The organism is Oerskovia enterophila, assembly GCF_044748475.1.
Taxonomy (GTDB): Bacteria; Actinomycetota; Actinomycetes; order Actinomycetales; family Cellulomonadaceae; genus Oerskovia; species Oerskovia enterophila.
Genome location: NZ_JBIVFZ010000005.1, coordinates 226,823 through 244,346, shown reverse-complemented (window position 1 = coordinate 244,346; position 17,524 = coordinate 226,823). Strand labels below are relative to the sequence as shown.

At 74.4% G+C, this 17,524-nt stretch carries 15 protein-coding genes; 7 read left to right on the top strand and 8 right to left on the bottom strand.

Annotated elements, in window-relative coordinates:
• Positions 1-496 precede the first annotated feature (496 nt).
• Positions 497-1,540: a helix-turn-helix transcriptional regulator gene (locus ACIPWA_RS17275; protein WP_400291792.1), complete on the bottom strand. Its 1,044-nt coding sequence runs from the start codon at positions 1,538-1,540 to the stop codon at positions 497-499.
• An 85-nt stretch (positions 1,541-1,625) separates the two neighbouring features.
• Between ACIPWA_RS17275 and ACIPWA_RS17270 the strand changes: the two genes are divergently transcribed.
• Together ACIPWA_RS17270 and ACIPWA_RS17265 are read left to right on the top strand one after the other, a co-directional pair.
• Positions 1,626-2,750: an ATP-binding cassette domain-containing protein gene (locus tag ACIPWA_RS17270; RefSeq protein ID WP_400291791.1), complete on the top strand. Its 1,125-nt coding sequence runs from the start codon at positions 1,626-1,628 to the stop codon at positions 2,748-2,750.
• Positions 2,747-3,640, top strand: a complete 894-nt coding sequence (locus ACIPWA_RS17265) for an ABC transporter permease (RefSeq protein ID WP_400291790.1) — start codon at positions 2,747-2,749, stop codon at positions 3,638-3,640. Before ACIPWA_RS17270 ends, ACIPWA_RS17265 begins: the two co-directional genes overlap by 4 nt.
• A 95-nt stretch (positions 3,641-3,735) precedes the next feature.
• On the opposite strand, the gene ACIPWA_RS17260 is transcribed toward ACIPWA_RS17265, so the two are convergent.
• Both ACIPWA_RS17260 and ACIPWA_RS17255 read right to left on the bottom strand, forming a co-directional pair.
• Positions 3,736-5,283, bottom strand: coding sequence for a restriction system modified-DNA reader domain-containing protein (locus ACIPWA_RS17260; protein WP_400291789.1), 1,548 nt, complete (start codon positions 5,281-5,283; stop codon positions 3,736-3,738).
• A 147-nt stretch (positions 5,284-5,430) separates the two neighbouring features.
• Positions 5,431-5,730, bottom strand: coding sequence for an MTH1187 family thiamine-binding protein (locus ACIPWA_RS17255; protein WP_068627689.1), 300 nt, complete (start codon positions 5,728-5,730; stop codon positions 5,431-5,433).
• Between the two features lie 101 nt (positions 5,731-5,831).
• On the opposite strand from ACIPWA_RS17255, the gene ACIPWA_RS17250 reads away from it, so the two are divergent.
• Together ACIPWA_RS17250 and ACIPWA_RS17245 are read left to right on the top strand one after the other, a co-directional pair.
• Positions 5,832-6,446: an SRPBCC family protein gene (locus ACIPWA_RS17250; RefSeq protein WP_400291788.1), complete on the top strand. Its 615-nt coding sequence runs from the start codon at positions 5,832-5,834 to the stop codon at positions 6,444-6,446.
• 131 nt (positions 6,447-6,577) lie between these two features.
• Positions 6,578-7,360, top strand: coding sequence for a deoxyribonuclease IV (locus ACIPWA_RS17245; protein WP_400291787.1), 783 nt, complete (start codon positions 6,578-6,580; stop codon positions 7,358-7,360).
• Positions 7,361-7,552: 192 nt separating this feature from the next.
• On the opposite strand, the gene ACIPWA_RS17240 is transcribed toward ACIPWA_RS17245, so the two are convergent.
• The 4 genes from ACIPWA_RS17240 to ACIPWA_RS17225 all read right to left on the bottom strand — a co-directional run bounded on the left by ACIPWA_RS17240 (position 7,553) and on the right by ACIPWA_RS17225 (position 13,319).
• Positions 7,553-10,231, bottom strand: coding sequence for a phosphoenolpyruvate carboxylase (locus ACIPWA_RS17240; RefSeq protein ID WP_400291785.1), 2,679 nt, complete (start codon positions 10,229-10,231; stop codon positions 7,553-7,555).
• A 200-nt stretch (positions 10,232-10,431) separates the two neighbouring features.
• A complete protein-coding gene (gene thiD / locus ACIPWA_RS17235) occupies positions 10,432-11,232 on the bottom strand; it encodes a bifunctional hydroxymethylpyrimidine kinase/phosphomethylpyrimidine kinase (RefSeq protein ID WP_068627686.1) in 801 nt (266 codons plus the stop codon).
• Positions 11,233-11,340: 108 nt separating this feature from the next.
• Positions 11,341-12,138 (bottom strand): response regulator, encoded by a 798-nt coding sequence (locus ACIPWA_RS17230; protein WP_400291784.1) that lies wholly within the window; start codon positions 12,136-12,138, stop codon positions 11,341-11,343.
• A complete protein-coding gene (locus tag ACIPWA_RS17225) occupies positions 12,135-13,319 on the bottom strand; it encodes a sensor histidine kinase (protein ID WP_400291783.1) in 1,185 nt (394 codons plus the stop codon). The genes ACIPWA_RS17230 and ACIPWA_RS17225 overlap by 4 nt, the downstream gene beginning before the upstream one ends.
• Positions 13,320-13,494: 175 nt before the next feature.
• Between ACIPWA_RS17225 and ACIPWA_RS17220 the strand changes: the two genes are divergently transcribed.
• On the top strand, positions 13,495-14,316 hold the full coding sequence (locus ACIPWA_RS17220) for a M15 family metallopeptidase (RefSeq protein WP_400291782.1): 822 nt from the start codon (positions 13,495-13,497) through the stop codon (positions 14,314-14,316).
• Positions 14,317-14,362: 46 nt separating this feature from the next.
• Here the strand turns inward: ACIPWA_RS17220 and ACIPWA_RS17215 are convergent, their stop codons facing one another.
• Positions 14,363-15,748, bottom strand: coding sequence for an ion channel protein (locus tag ACIPWA_RS17215; RefSeq protein WP_400291781.1), 1,386 nt, complete (start codon positions 15,746-15,748; stop codon positions 14,363-14,365).
• 195 nt (positions 15,749-15,943) lie between these two features.
• On the opposite strand from ACIPWA_RS17215, the gene ACIPWA_RS17210 reads away from it, so the two are divergent.
• Both ACIPWA_RS17210 and ACIPWA_RS17205 read left to right on the top strand, forming a co-directional pair.
• On the top strand, positions 15,944-16,465 hold the full coding sequence (locus ACIPWA_RS17210) for a hypothetical protein (RefSeq protein ID WP_400291780.1): 522 nt from the start codon (positions 15,944-15,946) through the stop codon (positions 16,463-16,465).
• A partial coding sequence (locus ACIPWA_RS17205; protein WP_400291779.1) for a hypothetical protein occupies positions 16,462-17,524 on the top strand: 1,063 nt, incomplete at its 3' end. The genes ACIPWA_RS17210 and ACIPWA_RS17205, both read left to right, overlap by 4 nt.

Here is a 17,524-nt window from a genome sequence, read left to right as displayed (position 1 = left end):
ATTGGCATTAACTATCAAGCACACTGTTGAGTTCTCAAGCAACCGACACGCACCGACTCCAACCCGTTTCCAGGCCTTCACTCGGGGCAACTTCTTAAACCTACCAGACCGGCCTCTTCGTTTCAAACCCGGGCGAACCGGGTCAAAACTGGAAGATCGGCTCCGTCGTTCGTCCTGGAGGCGCGAGGCGACCAGCTCGAGTTTCGGATTCCAGCCCCGGGAACAGCCACTTCGCGGCGGCTCCGAGGAGCTTCGCAGTGGTGTCTGTTTCTCCCTGCCGGGCTGACTTCGAGAACATTACGGGGACGTGAACCCCCAGGTCAACCTGGCCGGAGGTGACCCCGGTCACCGCCCCTCGGCACACCGCGTCGGCGCGCCTCGGTCCGCACGACCTCGCTCCTCCGAGGGCTCCGAGCACCTCCCCGCTCCACCGCTCTCCCGCGCGTCGCCGACGCTCGCGGGGGACCGGCTGCGTGCACCCTCCACGCAGCACCGCTCACCCACCCTCGACCGCGCCCCGGTACCTCTCCCCCAGCTCGCGCACCGCGTCGCGCAGCTCCTGGGGGCCGACCACCTCGAACGGCACGTCGAACATCCCGACCCAGGCCGCGAGCCCGCGCCAGGACCACGAGCCGGCGACCAGTCGGGACCGGTCGCGGCCGATCGCCTCGATGACGCCCTGGTCGCCGACCCAGGGCGCGAGCGCGTCGGCCCGCGCCTGCAGCACCACCTCGCCCTCGACGGGCCACCGGGGACGGGAGAAGACGTGCGTGACGTACGTGGCGACGTCGGGCTCCTTGTCCCTGCCCTTCCGCTCCCGCTCGCCCCCAGCCTCCGAGCCCGCGCCCGGGGGCACCGCTGGCAGCGCCCGCGGCGCGAACCGCGGCCCCGTCGGGGTCCTGGGCGTCATGCGGTCCACGCGGAACGTGCGCCAGTCCACGCGCTCGAGGTCCCACGCGACGAGGTACCAGCGTCCTCCCCACGTCACGAGGTGGTGGGGTTCGGCCCGCCGCGGGGGCCGGAAGGCCGCCTCGCCCGAGCCGAGCAGGGGCGAGGACCCGCCGTCGTAGTCGAAGCGCAGCACCTCGCGCGCCCGCACGGCGCTCCCCACCGCGACGAGCACGGCCTGGTCCACGACCGGCCTCGCCTCGTCCCGCGCAGACCGGACCGCGGTCACCTCGAGCGCGTCGATGCGTCCGCGCAGCCGCGCGGGCATGACCTGGCGGATGGTCGCGAGCGCACGGCGCGCAGGTTCCTCGATCCCGCCCACGTGGGTCGTCTGGAGGGCGACCGCGACCGCGACCGCCTGCTCGTCGTCGAACAGCAGGGGCGGGAGCTCGGCGCCCGCGTCGAGGCGGTACCCGCCGTCGGGCCCCTTGGTCGCGCGCACGGGGTAGCCGAGCTCGCGCAACCGGTCGACGTCGCGCCGCACGGTGCGTGGGCTGACGCGCAAGCGGTCGGCGAGGGCCTCCCCGGGCCAGTCCCGCCGGGCCTGGAGCAGGGAGAGCAGGGCGAGGAGCCGGGCCGATGTCTCGAGCATGCTCCCAGCGTCGCACGAGGTAGCGGACAGAACCTGACCGCTACCCCCGACAGGGTGGAGTCATCACCCACTCCTGGAGGACACCGTGATCCACACCCGCTCCCTCACGAAGGACTTCGCCGTGAGCCGCCACGAGACCGTGCACGCCGTGCGCGGGATCTCGCTCGACATCGAGCCGGGCGAGCTCGTCGCCGTCCTGGGCCCCAACGGGGCCGGCAAGACCACGACCCTGCGCATGCTCACGACGCTCATCGCGCCCACCGCGGGCAGCGCGACCGTCGCGGGGTACGACGTCGTCGCGCACCCCGCGCAGGTCCGTCACCACATCGGGTACGTCGGGCAGGGCAACGCCGCGGGCCACAACCAGCGCGCCGTCGACGAGCTCGTGACGCAGGGCGTCGTCTACGGCCTCGACCGTCGGTCCGCGCGGCGCCGCGCCGACGAGCTGTTCGAGGCGCTCGACCTGACCTCGCTGCGCACGCGCAAGGTCGCGGACCTCTCGGGCGGGCAGCGTCGGCGCCTCGACGTCGCGATGGGCCTGGTCCACGCGCCCTCGCTCCTGTTCCTCGACGAGCCCTCGACCGGGCTCGACCCGCACAACCGCGCCAACCTGTGGGAGCACGTCCTGCGCATGCGGGCCGACGCGCTCACCCGGGCGGGCGACCCCATGACGATCGTCCTGACGACGCACTACCTCGACGAGGCCGACACCATGGCCGAGCGCGTCGTGGTCGTCGACCACGGCGAGGTCATCGCGGACGACACCGCGGAGGCGCTCAAGACGAACCTTGCCGGGGACCGCGTGGTCCTCGAGACCACGGTGCCCGACGACGGCGCTCGCCTCGCGCAGCTCGTCTCCCGCGCCGACGGGGTACGGGAGATCGAGACGGACGAGACCCCGGCCCGCGGCACCCAGGTCACGGCACGGGTCACGGACGGCCCCGCGCTGCTCCCGGCCCTGCTGCGCGCGGCCGACCACGCGGGCATCACCGTGACCTCGGCCCAGGTCCACCGCCCGACGCTCGACGACGTGTTCCTCGCGCTGACCGGGCGCAGCCTGCGCGAGTCGGGCGCAGCAGACAGGACCAGTACCTCGGGCGCAGCAGACGCGGCCGGTCCCTCGGGCGCCGGCGACCCGTCGGACGCCGCCGACCACGTCACCGCACGGACCAGCGAGGGCGCCGCGCTCTCAGGGAAGGACGCAGCATGAGCACCGTCGGAACCACGACCTCTCCCGCCCCGCCCGGCGGCGGGCCCGCCGGTCCCCGTCGGGCCGGCCCGGTCGGGAGCCGCCCCGGCGCGCGCCCCCGCGGCCGGCTCACCCACCTGGCCCGCGACACCAGCATCGTCCTGGTCCGCGAGCTGCGGCCCCTGCTCCACGACCCGTTCTCGGTCGTGTTCGGCCTGGTCCAGCCCCTCGTGTTCCTCGCACTGTTCGGGCCGCTGCTCGTCGGCACGCTCAGCGGGCAGGACGGCGGCGCGACCGGGACGCTGGGTGGCAGCGTCTGGCAGTGGTTCGTGCCGTCGATCCTCGTGATGACCACGCTGTTCGGCACCTCGACCACGGGCGCGAACCTCCAGCAGGAGCTCAACACCGGGGCTCACGAGCGCATGCTCGTCTCGCCCCTGTCCCGGCCGTCTCTGCTCGTGGGGCGCGCTCTCAAGGAGATGGTGCCGATCGCGGCGCAGTCGGTCGTGGTCGTCCTCGTGATGCTGCCGTTCGGGTTCGAGCTCTACCCCGTCGGCGCGGTCCTCGGGCTGCTCATGCTCGCGATCTTCGGCGTCGGGGTCGGGTCGCTCAGCTACGCCCTGGCCCTCGCGGTGCGCAAGCAGGAGTGGATGTTCTGGCTCGTGCAGCAGACGCTGCTCTTCCCACTCATGATCCTGTCCGGCATGCTGCTGCCCCTCGAGACCGGGCCGGGTTGGATGCGGGCCGCAGCCCACCTCAACCCCCTGACCTACCTGGTCGACGCCGAGCGCTCGCTGTTCGCGGGCGACCTGACCTCGTCGGCCGCCGCCTGGGGCTGGGTGGCCGCGGTGGTGACCGCCGCCGTCGGGCTGGCCGTGGGGATCCGGACCATGGTACGCAGCACGGACTGACTCCCCCAGGACGACGGCGGAGCGGCGCGCCCGCAGGCGTGCCGCCCCGTCGTCGGCGTCGTCGCCGGCCGGGCGTCAGGCGCGGTGGTCGGGCGTCAGGCGTACTGCTCGCGGAACGCGTCCGTGAGCGTGGGGCCGCCGTCGCCCAGGCGCCACACGCTCCACCCGTCCGCGGTCGCGGTCCCCGACACCGCGACCGCTGCCGCGTCCGGGTGACGGAAGCGGGCGCCGTCGGTCAGCTCGATGAAACCGTCCGGGTACAGGACCGCCTCGAAGCGCTGCCCGCGACGCGGGCGCGACCAGACGAGCGAGACCGGGGTCCCGAAGGCCCGAGCGAGCGCGTGGAGGTCGGGGTCGTCGTCCGGGTCGTCGTCGAGGGGCGAGGCGGACGTGGGAGGTGGGGACGGCACCAGGTCCTGACCCAGCGGGTCGATCGTGCTCAGGGCGTCGACCACGGGGACGTTCGCGGGCGGCTGGTAGGACAACGGGTCGTACGCGGGCTCCTCGGCCTGGTACGACTCGCGCGTCAGCACCGACTCGCGCGTCCGGATCGACTCGCGGGTCCTGATGGACTCGCGCGTCAGGATCGAGGACCGGCTGGGCGTGCGCGACGACAGGGCGTCGTCGGGCGGGCTCGAGTACGCCGACGACGACGAGTAGCGCCCCTGCTCCGACGCCTCGTCCCCCGGGGGGCTCGCCAGCAGCGGGACGGGCGGGACCGTGAGCGGCTCGAGCGGGAGGCTGGGCACCGGATCGGGGACGACGGGCGGGACGCTCAGCGCGAGGTCCGGGACGACCGGGGGCGCGGGCACCGGGGGCGCCGGGGCGAGCGGTTCGAGGACGGGCTCGAGGCGTCCGGTCTCGACCATCGAGCCCGGGGACGAGCCGTAGGTCGTCTCTGCGGCCCCGAGCTCCGTGCCGCGACGACGGTCGGCGCGCGAGCGCTGCGTGACGATCGGCAGCTTGCCCGTCAGAGCGCGACCCACCGCGACGCCCTCCGCGAAGTCGGCCGTGGCCGCCGCGGACCGGGTCCCGACCGCGGGACGAGGCGGCGCCGCGGGGACCGTCGAGCGAGACCGGCGCTCGGGGACCAGGGGCGAGACGTCGACGAACCGGCGGCCGTCGGCGCCGTGCATGACCCCGAGCTTGAGGACCGAGACCGACGACCCCGGCTGGCGCAGGAAGTCGAGGGCGTCCACGATCCCGTCCTCCGCGCTCGAGCAGATGACGATCAGGCGGGCCCCCGTGGCGCGCGACGTCGCCTGCGAGCGGGTCAAGGGGACGTTGTCGTAGAACGTCGAGACGTCCTGCTGGAAGCGCCCGGCGCCCCCGGCGTAGCGGCTCGCGAGCTCGGCGCGCGTGAGCTGGCCGGCCCGGCCCGCATGGTTCATGGCCCGGGTGAGCGTCTCCTCGGTCAGCTCGGCGACGACCTCGATGACCACGGGCAACCCTGCCGCGTCGAGAGCCAGGAGGTGCGGCTCCTCGACCGACGACCCCTGCCGCACGGGGAAGATCTGCTCACCGAGCAGGCCGTCCAGGTGACCGTCGACCACGCGCTGCGCGACCGTGCCGAATCCCCCACCCGCCGGCTGCGACGGGCGGACGAGAACTGGACGCTCGGCGTCCACCTCGAAGAGGGGCATCGTGGTCTCCTGCGACTTGTGACACGGCTCGTAACGCAGCCTCGAACGCTGCCCGGGACGGCGGCGTTGCCGCATAGCCTACGACGCCCGTGAGTGCACGCCGTAAACGCCCGTTTCACCCTGTGGGACGCGGGCGGTGCGTGACGCTCAGTCGCGCGCGAGCCGCTCCTCGACGCGCTCGACCTTGCCCGTCAGCTCCCCCGTGTGACCTGGGCGGATGTCCGCCTTGAGCACGAGCGAGACCCGGTGCCCGCCCGCGCCGACGGCCTCGGTCGCGCGCTTGACCACGTCCATGACTTCATCCCACTCCCCCTCGATCTCGGTGAACATCGACGTCGTCCGGTTCGGCAGACCCGAGGCGCGGACGATGCGGACTGCCTCGGCGACGGAGTCCGTGACGGACTCGCCGGCACCGAGCGGGGCGACGGAGAAAGCGAAGATGGCCATGCGTCCATCATGCCGCGTCCCGCGGGCAGCCCGGGCTTCGCGGCCGGTACCTGCCCGTCGCATCTTCTGACAGGCCCGGGGGCGCGCCGTAGCGTGGTCGCATGGTCACCAGACGCAGCACGCAGACGGTCGGGGACGACGCGGTCGTGGCCGCGACGGGGCAGCCCCGGGCAGCCTGGTTCGAGCTCCTCGACGCGCAGGGCGCGACCGGGTGGACGCACACCCGGATCGCGACCTGGCTCGTCGAGGACCAGGGGGTCGACGGGTGGTGGGCGCAGTCGCTCACGGTCGCCTACGAGCAGGAGCGCGGGATGCGCGCGCCCGGGCAGCGGGCCGACGGCACGTTCGACGTCTCGGTCACCAGGACAGTGGACGCGACGCCCGCGGCGGTCTACGCCCTCGTGTCCGACGACGGCGCCCGCGCCGCGTGGTTGGCTCCCGCCCTGGCGGAGGTCGGGGTCGCGGGCGACCTCGACGTCGTCGGGCGGACGATCGACCGGTCGGTGCGGCTGCGCTGGCCCAACGAGGCCGTGGGCGGGGCGACCGGGCGCGCGCGCCGTGTGCTCCTGAGCTTCGACGCCGCGAACCCGGGCGTGGCCGGAGGCTCCCGGACCCGGGTCGCGGTGAGCTACTCGGGGGTGCCGACGGTCGACGAGGTCGCGCCGCTCAAGGAGTTCTGGAAGGGCCGGCTCGACGCGCTCGCGGCGCTGCTCTGAGGGGCTCCCTCGCCGAAGGTGGGACGCGGCTCGCCGTCGTGCGGGCACGGCGCGCGCCGTGGACGGGTCGTCGACCCTCGGGTGCGGGCTCACCGCGCCAGGCGTCCCCCGCTGCACGTAGCGTGGGCCTCATGCGAATCGGAGCACACGTCGACCAGGCCGACGCCGTCAACCAGGCACGAGCGATCGGCGCCGACCAGGTCCAGGTCTTCCTGGGCGACCCGCAGGGCTGGAAGGGCGCCGAGTTCACCTACCCGGGCGGGGCCGAGGCCCTGCGCGCGGACGCCGCGGCAGCGGACCTCGACGTCTACGTGCACGCGCCGTACGTCATCAACGTCGCGAGCACCAACAACCGCATCCGCATCCCGAGCCGCAAGTCGCTCCAGAAGATCGTCGACGGCGCAGCCGAGATCGGCGCCAAGGGCGTGATCGTGCACGGCGGCCACGTGACCGCCGACGACGACGTCGCGGTCGGCTACGACAACTGGCGCAAGGCGATCGACGCGCTCGACGCCAAGGTCCCCGTCCTGATCGAGAACACGGCGGGCGGGGCCAGGTCGATGGCCCGCACGGTCGAGAGCATCGGGCGGCTGTGGGACGCGATCGGGGCTGCGGAGGGTGGCGACCAGGTCGGCTTCACGCTCGACACGTGCCACGCCTGGGCGGGCGGGATCGACCTGAGCACCGCCGCGGACCAGGTCCGCGCGGTGACGGGCCGGATCGACCTGGTGCACGCGAACGACAGCCGGGACACGTTCGACTCGGGGGCGGACCGCCACGCGCACTTCGGCGACGGGCTCGTCCCGCCCGACGAGCTGGTCGCGGTCGTCGCCTCGGCCGGGGCGCCCGTGATCTGCGAGACGCACGGCGACATGGGCCCGGACATCGCCTGGTTGCGCTCGCGCCTGGGCTGAGAGGCCCGACGGCGCGACCCGCCCCGGGTGGCCGGATGCGGCCGGGCGTCGAGATCGTCGGGTTGGCCGACGTCCGCCCGGCCGAACCGGACGGCCACTCGCCGAGCATGCGGTTACCGTCGGTCGAGCATGCGGTCGGCGGCGGTTTCGGGGTGGAAACGGACGCCAACCGCATGCTCGGCACCGAGAAGGTCAGCCCGTGTTCTGCAGGCCGGCCGCGACGCCGTTGACCGTGAGCAGCAGCAGGTGCTGCAGACCGTCCTTGTACTCGCCCTCGGCACCCGAGCGCAGGCCGCGCAGCGCGCGCAGCTGGAGCAGCGAGAGCGCGTCGACGTACGGGCTGCGCAGCTGGACCGCGCGGCCCAGGACGCGGCGGCCGGCCAGCGGCCACTCGCTGCCCGAGATCTTGAGGACCCACTCGCGCGTCAGGCGCAGCTCCTCGAGGATCTTCTCGGCCAGGTCGTCGCGGTCGCCGAGCGCGAGGTAGCGCTCCGCGATCCGCTCGTCGGCCTTGGCGAGCGACATCTCGACGTTGTCGATGAGCGTCGCGAAGAGCGGCCAGTCGCGGTGCGCCTCGCGCAGCCGCTCGAGGTCGCCGAACTCGCGGAGCGAGGTGCCCAGGCCGTACCAGCCGGCGAGGTTGATGCGGGCCTGCGACCACGAGAAGACCCACGGGATCGCGCGCAGGTCCTCGAGCGACTCGACCGACAGTCCGCGGCGGGCCGGGCGCGAGCCGATCGGCAGCAGGCCGACCTCCTCGAGCGGGGTCACCTCGGAGAACCACTGCGGGAACCCCTCGCTGCGGACCAGCGCGTGGAAGTGCTCGCGCGACGACGAGTCGAGCGCGGCGGCCACGTCGGCGAAGCGCGCGGTGGCCTCGGCGTTGCGGCGCTCGACCGACGGCGCGGAGGCGAGCAGCGTCGCGGCCGCGACCTGCTCGATGTGCCGGGCGGCGATCGTCGCGTCGCCGTAGCGGGCCGTGATGACCTCGCCCTGCTCGGTGAGCTTGAAGCGGCCGTCGACCGAGCCCGGGGGCTGGGCCAGGACCGCGCGGTTCGCGGGGCCGCCGCCACGCCCGAGCGCGCCGCCACGGCCGTGGAACAGCGTCAGGTTGATCTCGTGGCGCTGCGCCCACTCGGCGATACGGCTCTGCGCGGAGTGCAGCGCGAGCGTGGCCGAGACCGGGCCGACGTCCTTGGAGGAGTCCGAGTAGCCGAGCATGACCTCGACCTTGCGGCCGTTCTCGGCGAGCCGGCGCTGGACCTGGGGCAGCTCGAGCGAGGCCTCGAGGATCTCGACGCTCGCCTCGAGGTCGGCGAAGGTCTCGAACAGGGGGATCGCGTCGATCACCGGGGCGTCGTCCGCGCCGTCGAACGCGTGCTCGGCGAGCTGGTAGACCGCGGCCAGGTGCTCGGGCTTCTGCGTGAACGAGACGATGTAGCGGCGCGCGGCACGGATGCCGTAGCGCTGCTGGATCGAGCCGATCGCGCGGTAGGTGTCGAGGACCTCGCGCGTGCGGTCGGACAGCTGGCCGTGCACGCCGTGCTCCGCAATCTCCGCGAGGGCTGCCTCGTGGACCTGCGAGTGCTGACGGACCTCGAGCTCGGCCAGGTGGAACCCGAAGGTCTGGACCTGCCACACGAGCTGCTGCAGGTCGCCGTAGGCCGCACGGGGAGCGCCCGCCGCGATGAGCGAGTCCTGGACGACCTTGAGGTCGGCCTCGAGCTGCTCGGGCGTCTGGTAGGCGAGGTCGGCGTCGCGCAGGCGCGTCGCCGCGACGCGACGGGCCACGACGAGCATGACCGCACGGTGCGGCTCGCTGGGCGACTCGGACGCGGCCTCGGCCGTGATGGCCTCGGAGAGCTGACGCTGCTTCTGCCACAACGAGCGCAGGCCGTCGGAGGCGGGCGTGCCCTGCTCGTCGAGCGTGAGCGTGCGCCCGATCCGCTGGGCGGCCTGCTCGAGGGCCCGGAGCGCGTGGTCGGCCGCGATCGTCGCGGCCTGGCGCGTGGTCTCTGCCGTGACGTTCGGGTTGCCGTCGCGGTCGCCACCGATCCAGGTGCCCAGACGCACGAACGGCGCGGCGAGCGGGCGGTCGTGACCCGCCTTGTCCGCCAGGAGCCAGTCGTCGAGGCGACGGTAGACGGTGGGGAACACCGAGAAGAGGGTCGCGTCGAACACGCTCATCGCGGTGCGGACCTCGTCGATCGGGGTCGGCTTCGCGGCGCGGATCGGGGACGTGCGCCACAGGCCGTCGATCTCGGCGAGGAGCTTGCGCTCGTTCTCGGCGAGCGACGCGCCGCCGGCAGGCAGGCCGTCGCGCTCGGTCAGCAGCGCCGACAGGCGACGGATCGAGGCGGACACGGCCCGCCGGCGGGCCTCGGTCGGGTGAGCCGTGAGGACAGGGCGGAACTCGAGCCGCTGGAGCCGGGCGAGCGCCTCGGCGTGACCGACCTCGTCCGCGAGCTGCGTGAAGGCCTCGGGCAGCGTGTCGTCGACCACGGACGGGGCCAGCTCGGCCTCGCGGTCGTGCAGGACGCGCACCCGGTGGTGCTCCTCGGCGAGGTTCGCCAGGTGGAAGTAGACCGTGAACGCGCGCGCGACCTGCTCGGCGCGCTCGTGGCTGAAGCTCTCGACGAGGCGCTCGGCCTCCTCGAGCGCGGCGTCGGCGTGCTCGCCGTACGCGCGGATCGAGAGCTCGCGCAGCTGCTCGACGTCGTCGAGCAGCGCGGGGTCCCCCGTCTCCGTCAGGACCGTGCCGAGCAGTCGGCCGAGGAGGCGGACGTCGTCACGCAGCGGCGCCGGGACCTCGTGCCGGGCGCCCGTGCGGCCGTTGCCGTCGGTGGATTCGGGGGGAAGGTTGTCGCTCACAGGTCGGAAGCCTAAGTGCTCCGGGTCTCGGCGCGTCCACGCGTCTGCCTGGTGGTCGGTCGGGTCGGCAGGTGCGGAGCGCCCGGACCGTGCGTTCGCGGCACGCGGAGCGGTCCGCCCCCCGGGCAGCGCTACGCCCGGGCGAGGAGACCTCGCCCGGGCGCGTGACGTCGTCGGGAAGGGCCCCTCCCCGTACCCGGTCAGTCCGTGTACGCGCCCTGCCACACCGTGTCGAACGGCGCGTGCGAGCTCACGCGCGCCTCGATCGCCTCGGTGACCATCTGCTTCGCGACGCCCACGGCGCGCTCGACGTCGTTGCCCTTGGCGAGCTCCGCGGTGATCGCCGCGGCGAACGTGCAGCCCGCACCGCTCACGCGCTCCTCGCCCACCTTGGGCACGGAGAAGACCGTGATCTCCTGGCCGTCGAACAGGACGTCGACGGCGTCCGGTCCGGGCAGCTCGACGCCGCCCTTGACGACGACGAAGTCCGGGCCCAGCGCGTGGATGCGCTCGGCGGCCTCGACCAGGTCGTCGACCGACTCGATCGTGTCCATGCCGGACAGGATCTTGGCCTCGAACACGTTCGGGGTGATGACCGTGGCGAACGGCAGGATCTTCTCGCGCAGCGCGGTGTCGGTGTCGAGGGCCGCGCCCGGCTCCTGGCCCTTGCAGATCAGGACCGGGTCGAGGACCACGTGGTGCCAGCGCTGGCTCGCGAGCGACTCGGCCACCACGTCGATCGTCGCGGGCGTGCCGAGCATGCCGATCTTCACGACGTCGAGGTCGTACGTGCTGGTCGCGGCCTCGAACTGGTCCGCGATGACCTGCGGCTCGACCGGGACGAACCGGTGCCCCCAGTCGTTCTCGGGGTCGAACGACACGATGCACGTCAGGGTCCCGACGCCGTAGACGCCCAGCTCCTGGAACGTCTTGAGGTCGGCCTGGATGCCGGCTCCCCCGGTGGCTTCCGATCCGGCGATGACGTACGCGAGGTTGACCATGGTGCTGCCTGTGTCCTTCGAGAAAGGTGTGGTGGGCCCGGGCCGAGCCCCCGGGAAAGCCTACGCCGCGCCGGCCCGTCAGCACCCGTCGGTACCCGCCATCACCCGTCACCGCCCCGGCCGCACCACCTCGGCCTCGTACGCGAGGATCACGAGCTGGACGCGGTTCGTGAGCCCCACCTTGGTCAGCAGCGAGCGCACGTGGCTCTTGACGGTCGCCTCCGAGAGGAACAGCTCGTCCCCGATCTCCTTGTTGGACAGGCCGCGCGCGACGGCCAGGAGCACCTCGCGCTCGCGCGGGGTCGCGAGCTCGAGCCCCGACGCGCCGCCGGGAGCGCTCGCGACGCCCGAGCCTGCGTGCCAGTCGGAGAGCTCGACGTACCGCTCGATGATCCGTCGCGTGACGCCGGGGTCGAGCAGGCTGTCGCCCGCCCGCACCCGGTGGACCGCGCTCACGAGCGACTCGGGGTCGGCGTCCTTGAGCAGGAACCCCGCGGCCCCGGCCCGCAGCGCGCCGTAGACGTACTCGTCGTCGTCGAACGTCGTCAGGACGAGCGTGCGCACGCCCGCGAGCGCCGGGTCCGCGGAGATCTGGGCCGCTGCGTCGATCCCGTTGAGGTGGGGCATGCGCACGTCCATGAGGACGACGTCGGGCAGCAGGGCGCGTGCCATGCGGACGCCCTGGACGCCGTCGGCTGCCTCGCCCACCACCGTGATGTCGGGCTCGTTGTCGAGGATCATGCGCAGCCCCAGGCGGATGGTCGCCTGGTCGTCGACCACGACGACGCGCACGGGCTCGCTGAACGGCCGGCTCTCGGCGACGACGTGCAGGGGCACGGGGCCCGGTGCGCGCCCCAGGGGCGCGGGGCCGCCCGGGAGGGGGGACGGGACGGGGCTGTGGCTCATGGGGTCTCCCGGGGCAGGACGGCCTGGACGCGCCAGCCGCCGCTCTGGTCGGGTCCTGCGGACAGGGTGCCGCCGCAGGACAGGGCTCGTTCGCGCATGTTCAGCAGGCCGTTGCCGCCGTGCAGGTCGGGGTTGTCGGGCAGCGGGGGCCCGGGGTCGCGGACGGCCACGCGCACGTACCCGGGCGTCGCGACGACCTCGAGGCTCAGGCGCGGGGCGAGCGAGTGCAGCAGCACGTTGGTCAGTCCCTCCTGGGCGATGCGCACGACGGCGAGGCTCACCTCGGGCCGCAGGTCGCCCAGGTCGCGGGGCAGGTCCAGCTCGACGTCCCGGCCTGCCTCGGTCAGGCGCGCGGCCGCGGCCCGGACGTCGTCGAGCGCGGGGGCGGGGGCGAGCTCGAGCGCGTCCCCGGTCTCGCGGCGCAGCACGTGCACGACCGAGCGCATCGAGGTCAGCGCCTTCTTGCCCTCCTCGGCGATCCAGGTGACCGCCTCGGCGGGGGCCTGGGGCTGGTTGGGCGCGACGCGGTCCGCGGCCTGCGCCCGGACGACGATCGCGGACATGTGGTGCGCGACGACGTCGTGCAGCTCGCGGGCGATGCGCGTGCGCTCGGCGTGCACGGCCTGCTGGGCGAGCACCCCCTGCAGGGCCGTGAGCTCCTCGTTGCGCTCGCGCAGGGCCTCGCCCGTCACGGCGATGCGCCGGACCATCCACCCGAGCGCCACGGCCGCGAGCGCCAGGGCGACCGTGGTCAGGATCCCCGAGGGCGACGACCAGCCCACGACCTGCCAGTACCCGTCCCAGTGCTCACTGCTCATGTGCAGCGACCAGCCCGACAGGACGACACCGATCGCCGCGAGCGGAGGGGGGACCGCTCCCTGGCGGGTCGCGCCGAAGCCCGCCACGAGGAGCGGGACGAGATGGAACTGGTTGCTCACGGCGTCGTCCTGGAAGAGCGGGTAGAACACCGCGGTGACCCAGAAGACGCCACCGGGCGCGATCCTCCTCAGGGCCAGCGTCAGGACGAGCCAGGCCCCGGTCCACCAGTACGACCGGATGTCCCGAGGCATCCAGTAGTCCCCCTGGTACATGAACCAGACTCCACCGAACCAGACCAGCCCGACCGCGAGCGCGACGAGGAGGTCCTGGGCCCACTCGGGGGCACGGCGGGTCGGTTGCACGTCCTCACCGTATCCAGGGAGGCCGTCGCGGCGAGTCCGCCCTGGGGCTGGTGTCCGACGACGTCGCGTCCGTCCCGGGGACGAACGCGCCCGGGCGGGACGCGCCCTGCGGACAGGGCGAGGACGGCCCCGGGGGGCGATGCCCCGGGCAGGGCCGCGCGGCGAGGGTCGAGACATGACCTTCGACGTCCCTCCCCCGCCCTCTTTCCCCGCCGGCTCCCGGCCCGCGCCGCAGGCCGCTGCTGCACCGACGAGCGCGGTGCCGTCGCCCCCGCTGCCGACCTTCGACTCGCTCGTGCCCGGCACGGGCGCCGCGATCCCGCGGCCTGCGCCACGGGGCAGGCGCGCACGACCCGGGCGCGCCTGGCCGTCCGGTCGCTCCTCGGTGGGCTCGGCCCGTCGACGCCGAAGTCCCGCGGACCGCGTGTACGCCGCCGTGGTCGCCGCCGCGCTCGTCGCGTGCGGGGTCTCGGCGTACCGGCTGCTGGCCCCCGACGCCGCGTCGTCCGGGGCCGGGGCCGTCTCCGGGGCCGGTCCTGGCGCAGGGGCCGGCCCTGGCGCAGGGGCGGCGCCGGGCACGACCGGGGAGGCGGACGGTTCGCGGGCCGAGGCTCCCGCGACCGGCCTCGACCCCGAGCTGCTCCGCCGGTTCGAGCAGGCGCAGGCGCTCGCGGCCGAGGACGGGATCGAGCTGACCCTCGTCTCCGGGTGGCGGTCGGCCGAGGAGCAGGCGCAGGTCGTCGAGGACGTGGTCCGCAAGCGCGGCTCGCTCGAGGAGGCCAAGCGGTGGGTCCTGCCGCCCGAGGCCTCGGCGCACGTGGCGGGCACGGCGATCGACGTCGGGGCGACCGACGGCGCCCTGTGGCTCGGCGAGCACGGTGCGGACCTGGGCCTGTGCCGGACCTACGCGAACGAGATGTGGCACTTCGAGGCGGTCATCGAGCCCGGCGGGACGTGCCCCGAGATGCACGAGGACTCGCGCGTGGGCTGGGAGTGACGCGGCCCGGCAAGGTCGGTGCGCGGCGTGTCCGGACCCGGCCCGGTCAGGAGGCGTCGGGACGGGGCCCGTCGGTGGGCGCGGGACGCCCCTCGCCGGCCGGCGTGGACCCGCCGGGCGCGACAGCGGTCGGTGGCTCGGGGGCGGCCAGCATCTCGGGCGCGCTGCGCACCAGGAGCCACACGGGCAGGATCGCGATGCACAGCAGCGGCAGGACGCCCACGTCGCCCACGACCGCGACCGCGACGAACAGCGCGACCCACCCGTCGCGTCCCACCGCGAGCACGACCCCGAGCACCCCGCTCGCGATCGCGAGCCCGAGCGGGACGCCCGGCAGCGCCGCGTTGACCACGACCCCGGCCGCGACACCGATGAACACCGCGGGGAAGATCCGGCCACCCCGGAACCCCGCGGCCGCGGCGATCACGAGCGCCACGAGCTTGATCGCGAAGATGAGCACGAGGTTCCACGTCGAGAAGTCGGCACGCTGCTGGACGAGCTCGAACGACTGCTCGGACCCCTTGAACAGGGTGAGCGGCCCGCCGATCGCCCCCAGGACGCCCAGCACCACGCCGCCGAGGGTCACGTAGAGCACGGGGTTGCGCATCGAGTGGAAGAACCGGTGCACGTGCGGGAACGCGACGACCCCGAGCAGCGCGAGACCCGCCGCGGCGGTCGCGATCAGGAGCGACGTCCCCACGTCGCCGATGTCCGGGACACCGAGGTCGGGCAGGTCCATCGCGGCGAACGGCCGCCCGAAAGCGTCCATGGTGATGGCGCCCGCACCCGCGGAGACGAGCGGCAGGAACAACCGGTCGAACAGCGGGCCGCCGCTGCGGAAGCCCGCGACGACCCCCGTGAACACGAGCGCGGCCGCGACCGGGGTGCCGAACAGCGCGCCGATCGTCGCCGACGCCGCGAGCATCACGACGAGGTCCGTGGGGACCTTGGGCCACAGCCGCGCGACGACGGCCACGAGCAGCGCGGTGTTGATCGCGATGATCGGGTTCTCCGGGCCCAGGCTCACGCCGCCGGCCAGCCCCAGGACCGTGACGACCACGAGGCTCGGCAGGACCCGCAGCGGCAGCGGCGGCGCGATGAGCTCGGTCGTCGCCGAGTCCCGCCCGCCGTGCCCCGGCACGAGCCACACGACGAGCCCCACGAGCAGGCCCGCCCCGGTCAGCATGATGAAGATCCACCAGCGCGCGTCGGGGTCCACGCCCAGCGCCCCCGGCAGGTCCGTCCACAGGACGTCCTCGACCGCTGCGGACGCCTCGTCGAGCGCCCTGAGGACGACCGCCGCGACGATCCCGATCAGCACGGCCGGGAGCGAGAGCTCGAGCAGCGTGCGGAGCGCGGGGGCGCCGGGCAGGCTGGGAGCAGCGGACGTCCCGGAGGGCGTGGCTGACGCGTCGTCGTCCCGGTCGGGCATGCGCCCAGCGTGGCACGCAGGGCGCGAGCGCGCGCCCTGGGAAGGGCGCTGTCCCCCGGGCGAGGACCGGCCGGCCCGACGTCGGAGCATCAGCCCCAGGGCTGAACTCACCACTCGCGGACCGCACCCTGGGGCCGGGGCGCGAACCGCCGTCGGGCCGATGTCCCCGCCACCTCCCCTTGGGAGGGTCGAGACGTGACCCACCGCAACGACGCGCGCACCGCGCAGAGCCGCCGGCCCGCCTGGGCCGCGCCCTGGCCCGACAAGGCCACCCGCGCTGCGGCCGCCCCCGTCGCCACGCCGACCGACCGGGGCCGTGCACGCCTCGTGACCTACGGGCTCGTCCTCGCTCTCCTGTTCACCGCCGCCGTCGAGGCCGAGCTGTGGCCGCTCACGGCGTACCGGCTCTTCAGCGAGGTGCGTACGGGCACGACGGTGAGCCTCGACCTCGTGGCCGCGACCGCCGAGGGGGACGTCGTCGTGCAGCCGGGCGACCGCGCCGCCCCCCTCGTCACCACGACCCGCCAGTACCAGGACCTCGCGGGGGCCACGCCCGACAGGCGCCGCGAGATGGTGACGGCCTGGCTGGGGCTGGCCGGGATCGACCCCGGCACCGTGCGCTCGGTGCGGCTCGAGCGCACCGTGCGGGCTCTGCCCGCGGGGGCCGACGAGTGGGTCGAGCGGTCCCGCAAGACGGTCCTGGAAGTCACACCGTGAGCGGTACCGCCGGGTCGTCGCTGCGCCGGGCCGCGCTCGCCGTCGACCGGGCGCTGCTCGCCCCCGGCCCCGCGTACCGGCTGGTCGAGGTCCGCACGCTGCTCGCGCTCGTGGTCGGGCTGCGCCTGGCCACGCGCGACTGGACCGCGATCGCACGCCGCCCCGCGACGCTCACCGACCACGGCAACGTCATGGGCTGGCTGGCCCTGACCCCGCCCGCGTGGCTGCTCGTCACGGTCCAGGTCGCGGGGCTCGCGGGCGTCGCGCTCGTCGTCGCGCGCCGTGGGGGGCGCGCCGGGTTCGTGCTCGCGTGGTGCGCGTACACCGCTCTCGCCGCACTGTGGGGCAGCTCGGGCAAGGTCCTGCACAACGACGTCCTGACCGTCACGGTCGCGGTCGCGCTGCTGTTCGCCGCCGATCCGCCCCGCCCGGCGCACACCGCGCCGCGGGCCCCCGCCTGGGGATGGCCGCCGCGTGCGGCACTCGCGACCCTCGCCACGGTGTACTTCCTGACCGGCGCGCAGAAGCTGCGGCACAGCGGCACCGAGTGGGTCTTCAGCGACAACATGTCCTGGGTGCTGCGCCAGGGAGCCGGCGGGTCCCTGTTCAGCACCCGGTGGGTCCAGACCGTCGCGGACCAGCCCGTGCTCACGCAGGCGCTCGCGGGCGGGGCGCTCGCGCTCGAGCTCACGGCTCCTCTCTGGCTCGCGATCCGGGTCGCACGGATCCCGTTCGTGCTCGCGGTCGCCGCGATGCACGGCAGCATCTGGGCGTTCCTCGGGCTGGACTACTCGGCATGGGTCCTGACGGCGGCCGCGGTCGCGGTGCCGCTCGCGCTGCGGCCCGACCGGCGGCTGCTGGGCCGTGCGCTCAGGCGCGGGGCCGGGACCGTGCCGGGGACCGGGGGCGCCGACGCCCCTGCGCCCGGGGCGCCCGACGACGAGAAGCGGGGGGGGGGGGGGGGGGGGGGGGGGGGGGGGGCCGGCCCCCCCCCCCCCCGCGGGGGGGGGGGGGGCGGGCGGTGGGTGGCGGTGAGCGGGGGGGGCGGCGGCGGCCAGC